The organism is Agromyces subbeticus DSM 16689, assembly GCF_000421565.1.
Lineage (GTDB): Bacteria > Actinomycetota > Actinomycetes > Actinomycetales > Microbacteriaceae > Agromyces > Agromyces subbeticus.
The window spans coordinates 54,049-69,919 of the sequence record NZ_ATXG01000002.1; the positions used below are offsets into that span (position 1 = coordinate 54,049).

Genomic DNA, 15,871 nt, shown 5'->3' on the forward strand with positions numbered 1-15,871 from the left:
CATGCTGAACTTCGAGACCCGCATCGGCCCCGACTTCGGTGCCGACGCACCCGTCTACCCGGCCGCCGGCGTGCCCGAGTGGTACCGCGACGCGAAGCTGGGCTTCTTCGTGCACTGGGGTCTCTACTCGGTGCCCGCGTGGGGAACGCCGCACGACGGCCGCCGCGTTCCCGCCGAAGACGCGTACGCGCACCACCAGTACGCCGAGTGGTACGGCAACACCGTGCGCATCGCGGGCAGCCCGACGTGGCAGCGCCACCAGGACGTCTACGGCACTGGCACGAGCTACGAGGACCTCGCCGACCGCTGGGAGGCCTCGGCCTTCGACGCCGACGCATTCGTCGGCTCGCTCGTCTCGGCGGGTGCCCGGTACGTGATCCCCACCACGAAGCACCACGAGGGCTTCTGCCTCTGGGACACCCGGACGACGGCCTTCAACGCGGCGCGCCGCGGCCCCCGCCGCGATCTCATCCGGGAGTTCCATGACGCCACGCGCGCCGCCGGGGCGAAGTTCGGCGTCTATTTCTCGGGTGCCCTCGACTGGCATGTGAGCGACTTCCCGCCGATCGAGTCCGACACCGACCTCTTCCGCTACCGCCGCAACGACGAGCGCTTCTCGCGCTACTCGGCCGCGCAGCTCGAGGAACTCGTCGAGCGCTTCAGCCCCGACATCCTCTGGAACGACATCGACTGGCCCGACGGCGGCAAGGGTCGCGACGACTTCGCCGTCGCCGCGCTGCTCGAGCGCTACCTCGAGCGCGTGCCGTCGGGCGTCGTCAACGACCGCTGGGGCGTGCCCTACCAGGGCTTCCTGACGCGCGAGTACACCCACGTCGAGGACATCGTCGAGTCGCCGTGGGAGTCGACGCGCGGCCTCGGCTTCTCGTTCGGCTACAACGAGGCGGAGGGCCCAGAACACTCGCTCTCGGGCGCCGCGCTCGTGCGCCTGCTCGTCGACGTGGTCTCGAAGAACGGCAACCTGCTCATCAACGTCGGCCCCCGGGCCGACGGCTCGATCCCCGAGCTCCAGGCTGCGAGCATGAGCGCGATGGGCCGCTGGCTCGAGGTCAACGGCGACGCCGTCTACGGCACCCGGCCCTGGCTCCGCGCCGGCGACCGCGTCGGTGCTCCGGTCTCGTACACGACGATCGGCGGCGACGTGTTCGTGCACGCGATCGACCCGGCCGTCGGCGAGATCCGACTGCCATCCGAGCTCGCGGGTGCCGGGCGCGTGACCTGGCTCGGCGCGGGCGAAGCCGCCATCGAGTCGTCGAGCGCCGGGGCATCCGTGCCGATTCCCGAATCGCTTCGCGGCGAGCCGATCGCCGTCGCACGTGTGACGGCGTGACCGGGGAGCCGCTCGTGACGGCGCCCGCGATCGAGATCGCCGTGCAGGACGCCGGCGGCACGGCCATCGCGATCGCCGCCGGTGCGGACCGCGTCGAGCTGTGCAGCGCTCTCGTCACGGGCGGCCTCACGCCGTCGATCGGCACCGTGCTCGAGTCCGTCGAGGCGGCTCGGGGCCTCGGCGTCGACGCCGTCGTGCACGTGCTCGTGCGCCCGCGCGCCGGCGGTTTCGTCTACGACGCCCGCGAGGTGTCGGCGATGGTACGCGACGTCCGCGCGCTCGCCTCGACCGGCATCGCCGGCGTCGTGATCGGCGCGATGCGGCCGGGCGGCACGATCGACGAACGCGTCGTCGCCGAGCTGATCGCCGCGGCCGACGGCCTGCACACGACCTTCCACCGCGCGATCGACACGGTCGCGCGCCCGAGTGCGCTGATCGACACGCTGGCGGCGCTCGGCGTCTCGCGCGTGCTGACCTCTGGGGCGGCGCGTCGCAGCATCGACGGCATCGACGAGCTCGCCGCGATGCACGATGCCGCCGCCGGTCGCCTCGAGGTCATGGCCGGGGGCGGAGTCGCCGCCGGCGACATCCCCTCGCTGCTCGACCGCGGGCTCGCGGCCGTGCACCTGTCGGCGCGGCGCTCCGTGACCGATCCGGCACCGAGCGGTCCGGGCGGCGGCGCCGAGACGATCGACCGCACCGACGCCCAGCTCGTTCGCGGCGCGGTCGCAGCTCGATCGGCGTGGCGCTCGGCGTAGCGCGGCAGCCCACGTCGCATCTGGCGGTTCGAGAACCGGTAGCGTGTCGGGAATGCCAGGACTCCTCCCGATCGAGATCGCCGTTCAGGATGTCGCGGGGGTGCGAATCGCCGTGACCGCCGGCGCCACCCGGGTCGAACTCTGTCAAGCGCTCGCCGTCGGCGGGCTGACGCCCTCCGCAGGGCTCATCGAGGCGGCGGCGGCCGAGGCCCGCAGCTCGTCCGCGCCGGCGTTCGTGCACGTGCTCGTGCGCCCGCGCGGCGGGGGGTTCGATTACGACGCCGACGAACTCGAGACGATCGATCGCGACATCCGCTTCGCGTTCGCCCACGGCGCCGACGGCGTCGTCGTCGGCGCGCTCACCGAGTCTGGTGACCTCCATGTCGACGCGATCCGTCGATTCGTCGATGCTGCCGGTGGCGGCGATGTCACGGTGCACCGGGCGGTGGATGCGAGCAGTGACCCGCGAGCCTCGGTGGCGGCGCTCGCGGCGCTCGGCGTGCGACGGGTGCTCACCTCTGGCGGGGCCGTCGATTGTCGTTCGGGTCTGGAGACCCTGCGGCAGATGGCCGCGGAGGCCAGGGTTCTCGAGATCATGGCGGGCGGGGGAGTGCGCATCGCCGACATCGAGGAGCTCGCCGCCGCCGGGGTGCACGCCGTGCACCTCTCGGCGCGGGGCACGACCACCAGGGGCGGAGCGAGCGGACCGGGTGGAGGCGTCGACGGTTTCGACGTGACCGACCCGGGCCTCGTGCGTGCGGCCGTCGCCGCCGCGGGGGTCGCCCGGCGATGACCGCTGCGCCGCCGCGCGTTCCGGTACGGCCGCCGCCGATCCCGGTGCGGCTGCCTCGCGACCGCGGCGCCGCCGGCATTCTTCGTGACGCCGTGCAGCTCGCGTCCCGCAGCATCCTGATCGGCGTCGCCGTCGCGGCACTCGCCCTCGTCCTTCTCGGGCTGGTGCTCGGACGCATGTCGCTGACCTGGGCACCGACGATCCTCGGGGCGTCGGTCTCGGCCGGTGTCGGCGCCGCAGCCGTTCTCGTGGTCTGCCGGGCGCTGCGGAACCGGAGCGAGTGGCTCGTCGTACCCCTCGGCGGGCTGCTGCTCTCCATTCCGTCGTTGATGCTCTTCGGGGCCGTGCTCGGGGCGCGCCCCGTCGGGCCGCTGTTGTGGGTCGCGACCGCCATCGTCGTGCCGTTGATCGCGTTGCAGCGCGGAAACGCGCGTCCCGTTGAGTCCTGGCGGCCGGTGATCGCGCGAGGGCTCATCGCGTTCGGCGCGCTCGCCCTGCTCGGGGTGATCGGATTCGCGTTGCTGTCGGTCGGCTTTCGGCCCTCGTTCGTCACGGAGTCCACGGGCACCGGTGCACGGCCTGCCGACGCGGTTCCCTCGGCCGAGCCGATGCCGCCCGCTGACGAGAGCCCGGCCGAGACGCCGTTGCCGACCATCGAGGAGGCACGCGGGCAGTTCGCTGCGCTCGCCGATGCCGCAGCTACGGCGGCCGGCGATGCGGCGACCTGGTCGGAGAGCGCACCGCTCCTGGTGACCGAGACCGCCTGCGACGGTGGTGTCGTGCTCAACCTCAACGGCGAGTTCACGACGGGGATCATCACCGACACGACCAGCGACGAGCACGACCGCGAGGTTACCGAGCGCAACCTCGCGGCGGCGCAGCGCATCGTCGACGCATGGGATGCAGCGGGACTGAGCAGTGGCGAACGCCTGCATGACGAGCCGCTGCTCGGTGGCGGGGAGCTCGGCAGCGTCGAGTCGGCGAAGATCGACTTCGCCTTCGGCATCGTGCTGCCGAGGGTCGACGGGCGCTGCGTGCCCGTGCCGTGAGCCCGCCGATCGCTAGGGTGGTGGCATGAGCCGCGATTCCGACGACGATGCGCTGCGCTGGGAGGGCGACGACGATCCGACCCTCGCGCCCGGCTGGAAGGCCGTCGGCGCGCCGGCGCAGCCGGAGGCCGCCGATGAGGGCACCGATGAGCAGGTGCGGCAGCGGCGCGAAGACGGCGCCGCGGCCTCTGGTGACGAGGTCGAGACGTCGGATGCCCCGCCGCAGACGGCGTCCGCCACGCTCGTGATACTCGGCGTGCTCGGCGGCGTGTACCTGCTGTACGCCGTCGGCTGGCTCATCGTCGCGGTGCGCAGCACTGCGCCCGGGGCCAGCATCGTCGGCGACGCGATGTACGTGCTCGGACTCTGGTTCGCAGTGCTCGCGCCCGCCTTGTGGTTCGCGGTCGTGCTGCTCGCCACCGAGCGGCCCAGAGCGCGACTGTCGTGGCTCGCGCTCGGGGTCGTCGTGCTCGTGCCGCTGCCGTTCGTGCTCGGAATGAACGCATGAGCGCCGAGACGACGGCGTCGACGAACGAGCGGTTCGCTCGACCGTCGCGCATCCGCATCGCGCTTGCCGTCGTGTTCGGGCTCTTCTACGCCTACGACGTGTGGGAGGTCATCGAGTCGGTCGCGCAGATCATCGGCCTCGGGCTCGGCTTTACCCCGGTCGGATGGGCGATCATGGTCATCGCCGTGCTCGCACCGTTCGCGTGCTTCGCCGCGGCGTACGTCGTTGGTCGGCGGCGCAGCGCATGGTTCGCCGTCCTGGCCTACCTCGCCGGTCTCGGCGTCTCGGCCGCACTCTTCTTCTCGCTGACGGTGCTGCTCGGGGCGTCGGGCGCCGTGGTGGTCTGATGCGGTCCGCACTGCCGTGCGCGCAGCGTCACAGAGCGAATACCACCCGGCGGCTCCAGTAGAGTGAGCGGGTAGGCGCCCCGACGGCGTGTGGCGCATCCCACCGCAAGTCGCAGCGTCGTGCGTGCGCATCGCCCCGAAGGAACCGTTCGTGTCAAAGCCGGTCGTGCTGATCGCTGAAGAACTCTCGCCCGCCACCGTCGAGGCCCTCGGCCCCGACTTCGACGTCAGGTCCGTCGACGGCACCGATCGGCCCGCGCTGCTCGCGGCGCTGGCCGATGCCGACGCGATCCTGGTTCGCTCGGCGACCAAGGTCGATGCCGAGGCGATCGCCGCGGCCCCGAGGCTCAAGGTCGTCGCCCGTGCCGGCGTCGGCCTCGACAACGTCGACATCAAGGCCGCCACGGCCGCCGGCGTCATGGTCGTCAACGCGCCGACCTCGAACATCATCTCGGCGGCCGAGCTCACCGTCGGTCACATCCTGAGCCTTGCCCGCCACATCCCGGCGGCGCACGCAGCGCTCGCGCAGGGGGAGTGGAAGCGTTCGGCCTACACCGGCGTCGAGCTCTACGAGAAGAACGTCGGCATCATCGGCCTCGGCCGCATCGGTGCACTCATCGCGGCGCGCCTGCAGGCCTTCGGCACCAACGTCATCGCCTACGACCCCTACATCACGGCAGCTCGCGCTCAGCAGCTCGGCGTGCAGACCGTGAGCCTCGACGAACTGCTCGAGCAGAGCGACTTCATCACGATCCACATGCCGAAGACGCCCGAGACCACGGGCATGATCGGCGCCGAGCAGTTCGCGCGCATGAAGCCGACGGCGTTCATCGTCAACGTCGCCCGCGGCGGGCTCATCGATGAAGACGCGCTGCACGACGCCCTCGTCGGCAAGACCATCGCCGGCGCGGCGGTCGACGTGTTCGTCTCGGAGCCGCCGCGCGATTCGCCGCTGCTCGGCCTGCCGAACATCGTCGTGACCCCGCACCTCGGTGCCTCGACCGATGAGGCGCAAGAGAAGGCGGGCGTCTCCGTCGCGAAGTCGGTGCGGCTCGCCCTCGCCGGCGAACTCGTTCCCGACGCCGTCAATGTCGCCGGCGGCGTCATCGACCCCTACGTGCGCCCCGGCATCCCGCTCGTCGAAAAGCTCGGCCAGCTCTTCGCGGGCGTGGCCAGCGGCCCGCTCACGAGCCTCGACGTCGAAGTGCGCGGCGAGCTCGCCGACTACGACGTGAGCGCGCTGAAGCTCGCCGCGCTGAAGGGCGTCTTCACGAACGTCGTGAGCGAGACGGTGTCGTACGTGAACGCACCCCTGCTCGCCGAGCAGCGCGGCATCGACGTACGGTTGATCACCTCGGCCGAGTCGCCCGAGTACCGCAACGTCATCAGCCTCACGGGCGCGCTCGCCGACGGCACCCAGGTCTCGGTGTCGGGCACGCTCACCGGCCCGAAGCAGATCGAGAAGCTCGTCGGCGTCAACGGCTACGAGCTCGAGGTGCCGATCGCGACGACCCACATCGTCATGGAGTACGCCGATCGGCCCGGCATCGTTGCGGTCTACGGCCGCGAGTTCGGCGACGCAGGCATCAACATCGCCGGCATGCAGATCGCCCGCCGCGAGGCCGGCGGCCGCGCGCTCAGCGTGCTGACCGTCGACTCGCCGGTGCCCGCCGAGGTGCTCGATCGAGTGCGCGAGGCGATCGACGCGAGCCTCTTCGTCGAGATCGACATCACCGAGTAGCGATCAGCCGGCGCCTCTCCGCCGGTCGGGGGCATCTCTCCGCCGGTCGAGTAGCGAAGCGTATCGAGACCTGTACGTCGAGGTCTCGATACGCGCTTCGCGCTACTCGACCGGCGATTCGCGTGCGATGCGCTCGAGCAGGGCGACGAGTTCGTCCATCTCCTTGGGGCCGATGTCGTCGGCCGTCGTGCCGTCGTCGGCCTCGGCGCCGACCTCGGCGCGCAGCGCCGAGTGGTAGTACAGGCCGTCGCCGATGAGCGTGATCGCGAGCGCGAGCGCGCGATCGTCGACGTGTCGCCCCATCTCGACGAGCCACCGCGAACGAACGGCGTCGATCGCCTGCGCCGCCTCGCGGTCGCCGCCCTGCGCGAGGCGCACCGTCGCGACGAAGCTGTGGTCGAGCGGTGACTCGAGGTCGACCGACGAGCGCACGAAGTACGAGATCGCGCCGTCGGGCGCGGAGTGGATGCGCTCGACGTCTTCATCGATGAGCCGGTGCAGGCGTTCGATCAGTCCGGCGATCAGCGCGTGGCGCGAGCCGAAGTGGTAGAGCAACCCGCCCTTGGAGACGCCGGCCTCGCGAGCGGTGGCCTCGAGGGTGGCGCCGCGTTCGCCGTCGGCGATGATGAGGCGCTCGAACGCGTCGAGCACGGCATCGCGGGCCGCAGGCGGTCGACTCATGCGCCTGATGCTACTTCGTGCGGAGAGGTCATTTCTGTTACTATACCGGCTGGACGGTAAAGTAATGAGAAACGACATGATGAACGACACCCACGCGAACGATTCCACCGACACGATGCGATCGACGGATGCCGCGGCATCCGCAAGCGCTGCGCCCCGCGCACCCCGGGCGCCCCGACGCGCCTGGGTCGCCCTCGCGGTGCTGATGCTGCCCGTGCTGCTGGTCTCGGTCGACAACACCGTGCTGAGCTTCGCCCTGCCTGCGATCTCGCGCGACCTGGCACCGACCGCGGCTCAGCAGCTGTGGATCATCGACGCCTACCCGCTCGTGCTCGCCGGCCTCCTGGTCGCGATGGGCAGCGCCGGCGACCGTTTCGGCCGTCGCCGCATGCTGCTGATCGGTTCGGTCGGCTTCGCGCTGCTCTCGATCGTGGCCGCCTTCGCGCCGACGGCCGAGGCGCTCATCGCCGCCCGTGCCGCCCTCGGCTTCTTCGGCGCGATGCTCATGCCCTCGACGCTGTCGCTGTTGCGCACGGTCTTCGCCGACCGCGAGCAACGCCGGCTCGCGATCGCCATCTGGGCGACGGGCTTCGCGGCGGGCAGCGCCCTCGGCCCGCTCGTCGGTGGTGTGCTGCTCGAGCACTTCCACTGGGGCTCGGTGTTCCTACTCGCGGTTCCCGTGCTCGTGCCGATGCTCGTGCTCGTGCCCCTGCTCATCCCAGAGAGTCGCGACCCCGCTCCCGGCCGCATCGACGTGCCGAGCACGCTGCTCTCGCTCGCCGCCATGGGGCCCGTCGTCTACGGCATCAAGTCGCTCGCCACCGAGGGCGTCTCGGGCGTCGGCATCCAGGCGATCGTGCTCGGGCTGTTCTGCGGGGTCTGGTTCGTGCGTCGCCAGCTGAAGTCCGATTCGCCGATGCTCGACGTGCGGCTCTTCCGTCAGGGCTCCTTCGGCGGCGCCGTGCTCGTCAACCTCTTCAGCGTGATCGCGCTCGTCGGGTTCCTCTACTTCGTCTCGCAGCACCTGCAACTCATCGCGGGCCTCAGCCCGGTGGCTGCGGGTCTCGCGCTGCTGCCCGGTCTCGTCGCGATGATCATCGCCGGTCTCGTCGTCGTGCCCATCGCGCGCCGGGTGCGCCCGCGCATCCTCGTGCCGATTGCGTTGCTGCTCTCCGCGGCCGGCTACGCGGTCATCGCGCTCAGCGCGACGGCCGAGTCGATCGCGCCGGTCGTGATCGCGTTCGTGCTGCTCGGCATCGGCATCGGAGCGGCCGAGACCGTCTCGAACGAACTCATCCTCTCGAGTGCGGCGCCCGAGAAGGCCGGCGCCGCCTCGGCGGTCTCCGAGACGGCATACGAACTCGGGGCCGTGCTCGGCACCGCCGTGCTCGGCTCGATCCTCGCGGCGCACTTCCGCACAGCGCTCGAGCTGCCGGCGGTGCTCACCACCGCGCAGGCCGCCGCGGCGCGCGAGACCCTCGCCGGCGCCATCGCGGTGGCGGAGCAACTGCCCGCCGCGATCGGCGAGAAGCTCGCGGCATCCGCTGCCCTCGCCTTCGACGAGGGGGTCGTGATCACCTCGTTCATCGGGGTGGCGCTCATGGTCGCCGCGGCGCTCGTCGCCGCATTCGCGCTGCGCAATCCGAAGGCGGCCGTCACCCACGACTGAGCCTTCGTGATGCCGGGTGTCACCCGCGCGTGCGGCCAGTACGCTGGGAGGGCTGGCGCACGAAGGAGCATTCATGGTGGACACGGTCAAGCTCGCGGTCATTCCCGGTGACGGGATCGGACCCGAAGTGGTCGGTGAGGCGCTCAAGGCGCTCACCGCTGCAACCGAGGGAACGGATGTCGCCTTCGAGCAGACCCTGTTCTCGCTGGGGGCGACGCGCTACCTCGAGACCGGCGACGTGCTCACCGACGATGACCTCGAGGCCATCAGGGGCCACGACGCGATCCTGCTCGGTGCCGTCGGCGGCGCCCCCGGCGACCCCCGGCTGGCGGGTGCGAACATCGAGCGCGGCCTGCTGCTGAAGCTGCGCTTCGAGCTCGACCACTACGTGAACCTCCGGCCGTCGGTGCTCTACCCGGGCGTGCCGAGCCCGCTCGCGGCACCCGGCGATGTCGACTTCGTCGTCGTGCGCGAGGGCACCGAAGGCCCCTACGTCGGCAACGGCGGCGCCATTCGCGCGGGCACCCCGCACGAGGTGGCCAACGAGGTCTCGGTCAACACCGCATACGGGGTCGAGCGGGTCGTGCGTTACGCGTTCGCCGCGGCATCCGCCCGACCGCGCAAGCAGCTCACGCTCGTGCACAAGACGAACGTGCTCGTCTTCGCAGGTTCGCTCTGGAAGCGCACGGTCGACGCCGTCGCCGCCGAGTTCCCGGGCGTCGCGGTCGACTACCTGCACGTCGACGCGGCCACGATCTTCCTCGTGACGAATCCTGCTAGATTCGATGTCATCGTCACGGACAACCTCTTCGGCGACATCCTCACCGATCTGGCCGGCGCAATCAGCGGCGGCATCGGCCTCGCAGCCTCGGGCAACATCAACCCCGACGGCCGATTCCCCAGCATGTTCGAGCCGGTTCACGGTTCCGCACCCGACATCGCAGGGAAGGGCATCGCAGACCCCACCGCCACGATCCTCTCCGTGGCACTCCTGCTCGGCCACCTCGGCCGGGCAGACGCTGCGGCGAAGGTGCAGCGGGCCGTCGTCGCCGACATCGCCGAACGCGGCGACACCCGGCGAACGACTTCAGAGGTCGGCGACGCCATCGCCGATCGCATCGGCGCACTCGACTGATCCAGCGCATCGAAGGACACATCATGACGATCAACCTCCCGCTCCAGGCCCCATCCGCAGCCGGTCTCATCTGGCAGGTCATCCGCAACGAGCAGGCGAAGGCGCCCGCCGAACGCGAGGCGATCCTCGCCGATCCCGGCTTCGGCAACCACTTCACCGACCACATGGTCGACATCTGCTGGTCGGAGAAGGGCGGATGGCATCGCCCGCGCGTCTCGCCCTACGGCCCGATCTCGCTCGACCCGGCCGCTGCGGTGCTGCACTACGCGCAAGAGATCTTCGAGGGCATGAAGGCCTACCGTCACGCCGACGGGTCGATCCACACCTTCCGGCCGTTCGAGAACGCCGCCCGCATGCAGCGTTCGGCGCGGCGCATGGCGCTGCCCGAGCTGCCGAGCGAGTACTTCATCGAGTCCCTGAAGCAGCTCATCGCCGTCGACGCCGACTGGGTGCCGAGCGCACCCGAGACGAGCCTGTACCTGCGGCCGTTCATGTTCGCAAAAGAGGCCTTCCTCGGCGTGCGGCCCGCGAAGAAGGTCAACTACTACGTCATCGCGAGCCCCGCGGGCGCCTACTTCCCGGGCGGGGTCGAACCGGTGAACATCTGGCTGTCGACGCAGTACTCGCGCGCCGGCAAGGGCGGCACGGGCGCCGCGAAGACCGGCGGCAACTACGCGTCGAGCCTGCTGCCGCAGGCCGAGGCCTACGAGAAGGGATGCCAGCAGGTCGCGTTCCTCGACGACGAGGGCAACCTCGAAGAGCTCGGCGGCATGAACATCGTGCTCGTCAAGCGCGACGGCACGCTCGTCACCCCCGAGTCGGATTCGATCCTCGAGGGCATCACGCGCGACTCGATCCTGCAGCTCGCGACCGATCGCGGTCACGCGGTCGAGCGGCGCACGGTCTCGCTCGACGAGTGGCGCGACGGCGCGGCATCCGGTGACATCGTCGGCGCGTTCGCGTGCGGCACGGCCGCGGTCGTGGTGCCCATCGGGCGCCTGCTCGGCACCGATTTCGAGATCGCGCACACGGGTGCCGAGGCATCCACGCTCGCCCTCTCCCTGCGTCAGGAGCTCACCGACATCCAGTACGGTCGCGTCGAAGACCGCCACGGCTGGATGACCCGTCTCGACGCGTGACGGCCGTCACGCCCGAGTTTCTTCGCTGAGTCGCAGGATGATTCGTGCGACATGCCGGCCGTGCGCGGCGTGCCGGGTGGATCATCCTGCGACTCGGCGAACGCGCGGCAACGCTCAGTAGGCTGAGGGCATGAAGATCGCGCGTTTCAGCCACGACGACACCATCTCATTCGGCATCGTCGACGAAGAGGAGCACGAGCTCGTCGTGCTGAAGGCCGACCCCATGTTCGCGGGCTTCGAGCCCACCGGTGAGCGCGTCAAGCTCACCGATGCCAAGCTGCTCGCCCCGGTGATCCCTCGCTCGAAGGTCGTCGCGGTCGGCAAGAACTATCGCGATCACGCTGCCGAGATGGGCGGCGACGCCCCGGCCGAGCCCCTGCTGTTCCTGAAGCCGAACACCTCCGTCGTCGGCCCCGGCGACGCGATCGTGCTGCCACGGCAGAGTGAACGCGTCGAGCACGAGGGCGAACTCGCGGTCGTCATCGGTCGCATCGCCAAGAACGTCGCCGAGGCCGACGCCGAAGACATCATCTTCGGCTACACCATCGCCAACGACGTGACCGCGCGCGATCTGCAGCAACGCGACGGTCAGTGGGCCCGTGCCAAGGGCTTCGACTCCTTCTGCCCGCTCGGGCCGGTGATCGACACCCACGTCGACATCGAGACGGCCACGATCGAGACGAGTGTCAACGGCGAGCTGCGCCAGTCGGGTCGGCTCGCCGACATGGTGCACTCGGTGGCGGCGATCGTGGCCTACGCCTCGAGCGTCTTCACCCTGCTACCGGGCGACGTGATTCTCACGGGCACGCCGGCGGGCGTGGGCCCGATCGTCGACGGCGACACCGTCGAGGTCAGCGTCTCGGGTCTCGGCACCCTGTCGAATCCGGTGCGCTCAGCAGCCTGAACGGGGAGCCTCGGGCGAGTTCGGGGCTCAACGCCCGAGGGCGCGCGCCGCGAGCTCGACGTCTTCCTCGTCGTTCCAGAGGTGGAACGCCGCTCGAGCGCGCCCGGCTCGCCCTGAGGCGGTGAGTCCGGCGGCACCGAGGGCCGCGAGTGCCGCGCCGTCGGCGTCGGGCCACGCCACGATCGCGCTGTCGGAGGGCGCGAGCCCGATGCGCTCGCGGAACGCGTTGGCGAGCGCGACGTCGTGACGTCGCACCTCTTCCATGTCGAGTGAGGCCGCGAAGCCGAGCGCGGCCTCGGCACCGGCCCAGGCGTGCCAGGCGGGGGAGACGTCGAAGCGCCCTGCGTCGTCGGCGAGATGGAGGGCGGGCCCGTAGCACGAGGCCCACGGGTCGGCGCCCGAGTACCAGCCGGCGGTGTGCGGCGTCAGCGCTTCGAGTGCGCGCGCCGAGAACGCGGCGAAGGCGGCGCCCCTGGGCGCCGCGAGCCACTTGTAGGCGTGGCAGATGATGATGTCGGCCTCGAGGGCATCGGTCGGCATCCAGCCCGTGGCCTGCGTCGTGTCGACGAGTGTCAGGGCTCCGGCGTCGCGAGCCGCTTCGGCGACGGATGCCGCGTCGGCGAGCTCGCCCGTCGCCGACTGCACGAGCGAGTAGGAGACGAGCCAGGTCGACGGGGTCACGGCGTCGGCGAGGGTGTCGAGCGGCACGTGGCTGATGCGCAGGTCGCTGCGGGCGAGGAACGGGCCGACGATCGATGAGAAGTCGCCCTCGGCGCAGATGATCTCCGCACCGATCGGGGCCGATGCCGCGACGATGCCGGCGAAGACCGACACTTGTGAGCCGGTGGCGATCTCGCCGGGCGCGCGCCCGAGCAGCGTCGCGGCGTGGGCTCGCGCGCGCTCGAGGGCACTCGAATAGTCGGCACCGCTCGCGGTGCCGGCGCTCCATCGCTCGAGGTCCCGACGCACCGCGTCGCGGGTCACGTCGGCGGGAAGGCCGAGCGTGCAGGCTGCGAGGTAGCCGCGGCCGGCGGCGAAGCGTTCACGAGAGGGATGCATGTGTCCAGTCTCGATCGCCGCAATTCATTCGACAAGCGCCAGTGATCGATGACATACATGCGAACTCGTTATAATTCGGCCATGCCGGATGCCTCGATCGACTCCCTCGCCGCTGCGCTCGACCTGCAGACCGTGCGGGTGGTGCGGCGCATCGCTGAACGCGGTTCGCTCACCGCAGCGGCCGACTCGCTCGGCTACAGCCAGCCCGCCGTGAGCCAGCAACTGCGGCGGTTCGAGAGCCGCACGGGCATCGCCCTCGTCGAGCGAGTGGGCCGCGGCATCCGTCTGACCGAATCCGGGCGGGTGCTGGCCCGACACGCGCAAGCGGTGGCGACTGCCATCGAGGCGGCGGCCGACGAATTGGCCGAGATCCAGGGGCTCCGAGCCGGCCGGGTTCGTCTCGTCGCCTTCCCCTCCGCCTCGGCGACCCTCGTGCCGCGGTTGATCTCGGCGCTCGCCGCCGCCCACCCCGGCGTCGACATCACCTACGTCGAAGCCGAGCCGCCCGAGGCCGTGCAGGCGGTGCGTGCCGACCAGGCCGACCTGGCGATCACCTTCAGCTACCCCGGCGACCGTGACGACCCGCACCGGGCGAGCGCCCGCGGTCTCGAGGTGCGCGCGTTCGGTGAAGAGCCGATGCGACTCGTGCTGCCGGCCGGGCACGCCGCCGCGGCATCCGATGTCGTCGACCTCGAGGTGCTGCGCGACGAAGCGTGGATCGCCGGCTGCCCTCGTTGCCGAGGCCATCTGCTCGAGCTCGCCGGCACCGCCGGGTTCACGCCGCGCATCGCCTTCGAGACCGACAACTTCGTGGCCGTCGAGGGAATGGTCGCGCAGGGACTCGGCGTCGCCCTGCTGCCCGCGCTCGCACTCGCCGCCTCGCCGCGGCACGCCGATGTCGTCGCCAGGCCGACGGCGCGGGCCGACGTGCGATCGTTGCACCTCGTGACCGCACGGGGTGCCGATCGGGTGCCCGCGGTGGCCGCGGCACTGGCCGCACTGACGATGCTCGCCGCTCGATAGCATTGAGGCGTATGTCTGAGACAGCTCACCCCACGACCCAGGCCACCGGCAGTGACATCCGTGTGCGTTTCTGCCCTTCGCCGACCGGCACGCCGCATGTCGGCCTCGTGCGCACGGCGCTCTTCAACTGGGCCTACGCCCGGCATACCGGAGGCACGTTCGTCTTCCGCGTCGAAGACACCGATGCCGCACGCGACAGCGAAGAGAGCTACGAGCAGATCCTCGACGCCCTCACCTGGCTCGGCCTCGACTGGAACGAGGGCGTCGGCGTCGGCGGCCCCCACGAGCCCTACCGTCAGTCGCAGCGCGCCGACATCTACGCCGACGTCATCGAACGGCTGAAGGCGTCGGGCCACGTCTACGAGAGCTACTCGAACGCCGAAGAGATCGACGCCCGCAACGAGGCCGCCGGGCGTCCGAAGCAGCTCGGCTACGACAACTTCGACCGCGACCTCACTGACGAGCAGCGCGCCGCGTTCCGCGCAGAGGGCCGCGAGCCTGCGCTGCGCCTGCGGGTCCCCGAGGTCGACCTCGGGTTCGACGACCTCGTGCGCGGCGAGATCACGTTCCCCGCCGGCACCACCACCGACTTCGTGGTCGTGCGGCCGAACGGCGCACCGCTCTACACTCTCGTGAACCCCGTCGACGACGCGCTCATGGGCATCACGCACGTGCTGCGCGGCGAAGACCTGCTCTCGTCGACTCCTCGCCAGATCGCGCTGTACCACGCGCTCATCGACATCGGCGTGACCGGCTTCGTGCCGCGCTTCGGCCACCTGCCCTACGTCATGGGCGAGGGCAACAAGAAGCTCTCCAAGCGCGACCCCGAGTCGAACCTGTTCCACCACCGCGACCGCGGCTTCATTCCCGAGGGGCTGCTCAATTACCTCGCGCTGCTCGGCTGGGGCTTCTCGGCCGACCGCGACGTGTTCAGCCGTGATGAACTCGTCGCCGCATTCGACGTGGCGAACGTGAACCCCAACCCGGCGCGCTTCGACCTGAAGAAGGCCGAGGCGATCAACGGCGACCACATCCGCCAGCTCGACGTCGCCGACTTCGCCGCTCGCACGGTGCCGTACCTGCAGGCGGCAGGAGCGGTCAGCACTCCGATCACGCCGGGTGAAGAGGCGCTGCTGGCCCAAGGGGCGCCGCTCGTGCAGGAGCGCATCGCGTTGCTGGGCGAGGCGCCCGGCATGCTGGGCTTCCTGTTCACGGATGCCGCGGGGCTCGACTTCGACGAGACCGCTGTCTCCGCGCTCACCGCCGACGCGCCCACGGTGCTCGCGGCCGCGCGCGACGCCCTCGACCGACTGCCCGCCGAGGAATGGACGCACGAGCAGATCGAAGAGGCCCTTCGGGCGGCGCTCGTCGACGGCCTCGCGCTCAAGCCGCGCGTCGCTTTCGGCGCAGTGCGCACGGCGATCTCGGGCCGGCGCGTCTCACCGCCGCTGTTCGAGTCCATGCAGATCCTCGGCAAGGTCGACTCGATCGAGCGCATCGATCGGCTCTCGGCGCTCATCGCCTGACCGTAGGGGCGCCCGTCGCCTGAGCGCTGCTCAGTTTGGCGGGCGTCAATCGGTAGGCTAGAGTTACATGTCGGCCGGGGACTTCGGTTTCGGCCATTGGGGTATGGTGTAATTGGCAACACGGCGGTTTCTGGTACCGTTGTTCTTGGTTCGAGTCCAGGTACCCCAGCCAGTTTTTTGAGAAGAAGGCC

General features: G+C 70.6%; 15 protein-coding genes and 1 tRNA gene. 14 read left to right on the top strand and 2 right to left on the bottom strand.

What is annotated here, in order from left to right:
* Nucleotide 1: 1 nt before the first annotated feature.
* From H521_RS0104045 to serA, 7 genes are all read left to right on the top strand, one after another.
* Nucleotides 2–1,348 (top strand): alpha-L-fucosidase, encoded by a 1,347-nt coding sequence (locus tag H521_RS0104045; protein WP_022891754.1) that lies wholly within the window; start codon nucleotides 2–4, stop codon nucleotides 1,346–1,348.
* Nucleotides 1,345–2,106: a copper homeostasis protein CutC gene (locus tag H521_RS0104050; protein WP_022891755.1), complete on the top strand. Its 762-nt coding sequence runs from the start codon at nucleotides 1,345–1,347 to the stop codon at nucleotides 2,104–2,106. The genes H521_RS0104045 and H521_RS0104050 overlap by 4 nt, the downstream gene beginning before the upstream one ends.
* Before the next feature lie 52 nt (nucleotides 2,107–2,158).
* Nucleotides 2,159–2,899, top strand: coding sequence for a copper homeostasis protein CutC (locus tag H521_RS0104055; protein ID WP_022891756.1), 741 nt, complete (start codon nucleotides 2,159–2,161; stop codon nucleotides 2,897–2,899).
* Nucleotides 2,896–3,948, top strand: coding sequence for a hypothetical protein (locus H521_RS0104060; protein WP_156891274.1), 1,053 nt, complete (start codon nucleotides 2,896–2,898; stop codon nucleotides 3,946–3,948). Before H521_RS0104055 ends, H521_RS0104060 begins: the two co-directional genes overlap by 4 nt.
* A gap of 25 nt (nucleotides 3,949–3,973) precedes the next feature.
* Nucleotides 3,974–4,456 carry a hypothetical protein gene (locus H521_RS0104065; RefSeq protein WP_026481886.1) on the top strand — a complete coding sequence of 161 codons (483 nt, stop codon included), beginning with the start codon at nucleotides 3,974–3,976 and terminating at the stop codon, nucleotides 4,454–4,456.
* Entirely contained in the window at nucleotides 4,453–4,803 is a 351-nt protein-coding gene (locus H521_RS0104070; RefSeq protein WP_022891758.1) for a hypothetical protein, read from the top strand. The genes H521_RS0104065 and H521_RS0104070 overlap by 4 nt, the downstream gene beginning before the upstream one ends.
* Before the next feature lie 151 nt (nucleotides 4,804–4,954).
* The gene (gene serA / locus H521_RS0104075) at nucleotides 4,955–6,544 is read left to right on the top strand and encodes a phosphoglycerate dehydrogenase (protein ID WP_026481887.1); all 1,590 of its coding nucleotides are present in this window, start codon (nucleotides 4,955–4,957) and stop codon (nucleotides 6,542–6,544) included.
* A 102-nt stretch (nucleotides 6,545–6,646) separates the two neighbouring features.
* Here serA and H521_RS26565 read toward each other — a convergent pair whose 3' ends face one another.
* Nucleotides 6,647–7,225 (bottom strand): TetR/AcrR family transcriptional regulator, encoded by a 579-nt coding sequence (locus H521_RS26565; RefSeq protein WP_022891760.1) that lies wholly within the window; start codon nucleotides 7,223–7,225, stop codon nucleotides 6,647–6,649.
* Between the two features lie 115 nt (nucleotides 7,226–7,340).
* Here H521_RS26565 and H521_RS0104085 point away from each other — a divergent pair, with 115 nt between their 5' ends.
* From H521_RS0104085 to H521_RS0104100, 4 genes are all read left to right on the top strand, one after another.
* Nucleotides 7,341–8,894, top strand: coding sequence for an MFS transporter (locus H521_RS0104085; RefSeq protein ID WP_026481888.1), 1,554 nt, complete (start codon nucleotides 7,341–7,343; stop codon nucleotides 8,892–8,894).
* 73 nt (nucleotides 8,895–8,967) lie between these two features.
* The gene (locus H521_RS0104090; protein ID WP_022891762.1) at nucleotides 8,968–10,029 is read left to right on the top strand and encodes a 3-isopropylmalate dehydrogenase; all 1,062 of its coding nucleotides are present in this window, start codon (nucleotides 8,968–8,970) and stop codon (nucleotides 10,027–10,029) included.
* A 23-nt stretch (nucleotides 10,030–10,052) separates the two neighbouring features.
* Nucleotides 10,053–11,168 (top strand): branched-chain amino acid aminotransferase, encoded by a 1,116-nt coding sequence (locus H521_RS0104095; RefSeq protein WP_022891763.1) that lies wholly within the window; start codon nucleotides 10,053–10,055, stop codon nucleotides 11,166–11,168.
* Nucleotides 11,169–11,298: 130 nt separating this feature from the next.
* Complete coding sequence (locus tag H521_RS0104100; protein WP_022891764.1) at nucleotides 11,299–12,072, top strand: fumarylacetoacetate hydrolase family protein; 774 nt, start codon at nucleotides 11,299–11,301, stop codon at nucleotides 12,070–12,072.
* A 27-nt stretch (nucleotides 12,073–12,099) separates the two neighbouring features.
* On the opposite strand, the gene H521_RS0104105 is transcribed toward H521_RS0104100, so the two are convergent.
* Nucleotides 12,100–13,131: an aminotransferase class V-fold PLP-dependent enzyme gene (locus H521_RS0104105; protein WP_022891765.1), complete on the bottom strand. Its 1,032-nt coding sequence runs from the start codon at nucleotides 13,129–13,131 to the stop codon at nucleotides 12,100–12,102.
* An 81-nt stretch (nucleotides 13,132–13,212) separates the two neighbouring features.
* Between H521_RS0104105 and H521_RS0104110 the strand changes: the two genes are divergently transcribed.
* The 3 genes from H521_RS0104110 to H521_RS0104120 all read left to right on the top strand — a co-directional run bounded on the left by H521_RS0104110 (nucleotide 13,213) and on the right by H521_RS0104120 (nucleotide 15,852).
* On the top strand, nucleotides 13,213–14,154 hold the full coding sequence (locus H521_RS0104110) for a LysR family transcriptional regulator (protein ID WP_022891766.1): 942 nt from the start codon (nucleotides 13,213–13,215) through the stop codon (nucleotides 14,152–14,154).
* Between the two features lie 11 nt (nucleotides 14,155–14,165).
* Nucleotides 14,166–15,680 (top strand): glutamate--tRNA ligase, encoded by a 1,515-nt coding sequence (gene gltX, locus H521_RS0104115; RefSeq protein WP_022891767.1) that lies wholly within the window; start codon nucleotides 14,166–14,168, stop codon nucleotides 15,678–15,680.
* Between the two features lie 97 nt (nucleotides 15,681–15,777).
* Nucleotides 15,778–15,852, top strand: a tRNA-Gln gene (locus H521_RS0104120).
* Nucleotides 15,853–15,871: the final 19 nt, after the last annotated feature.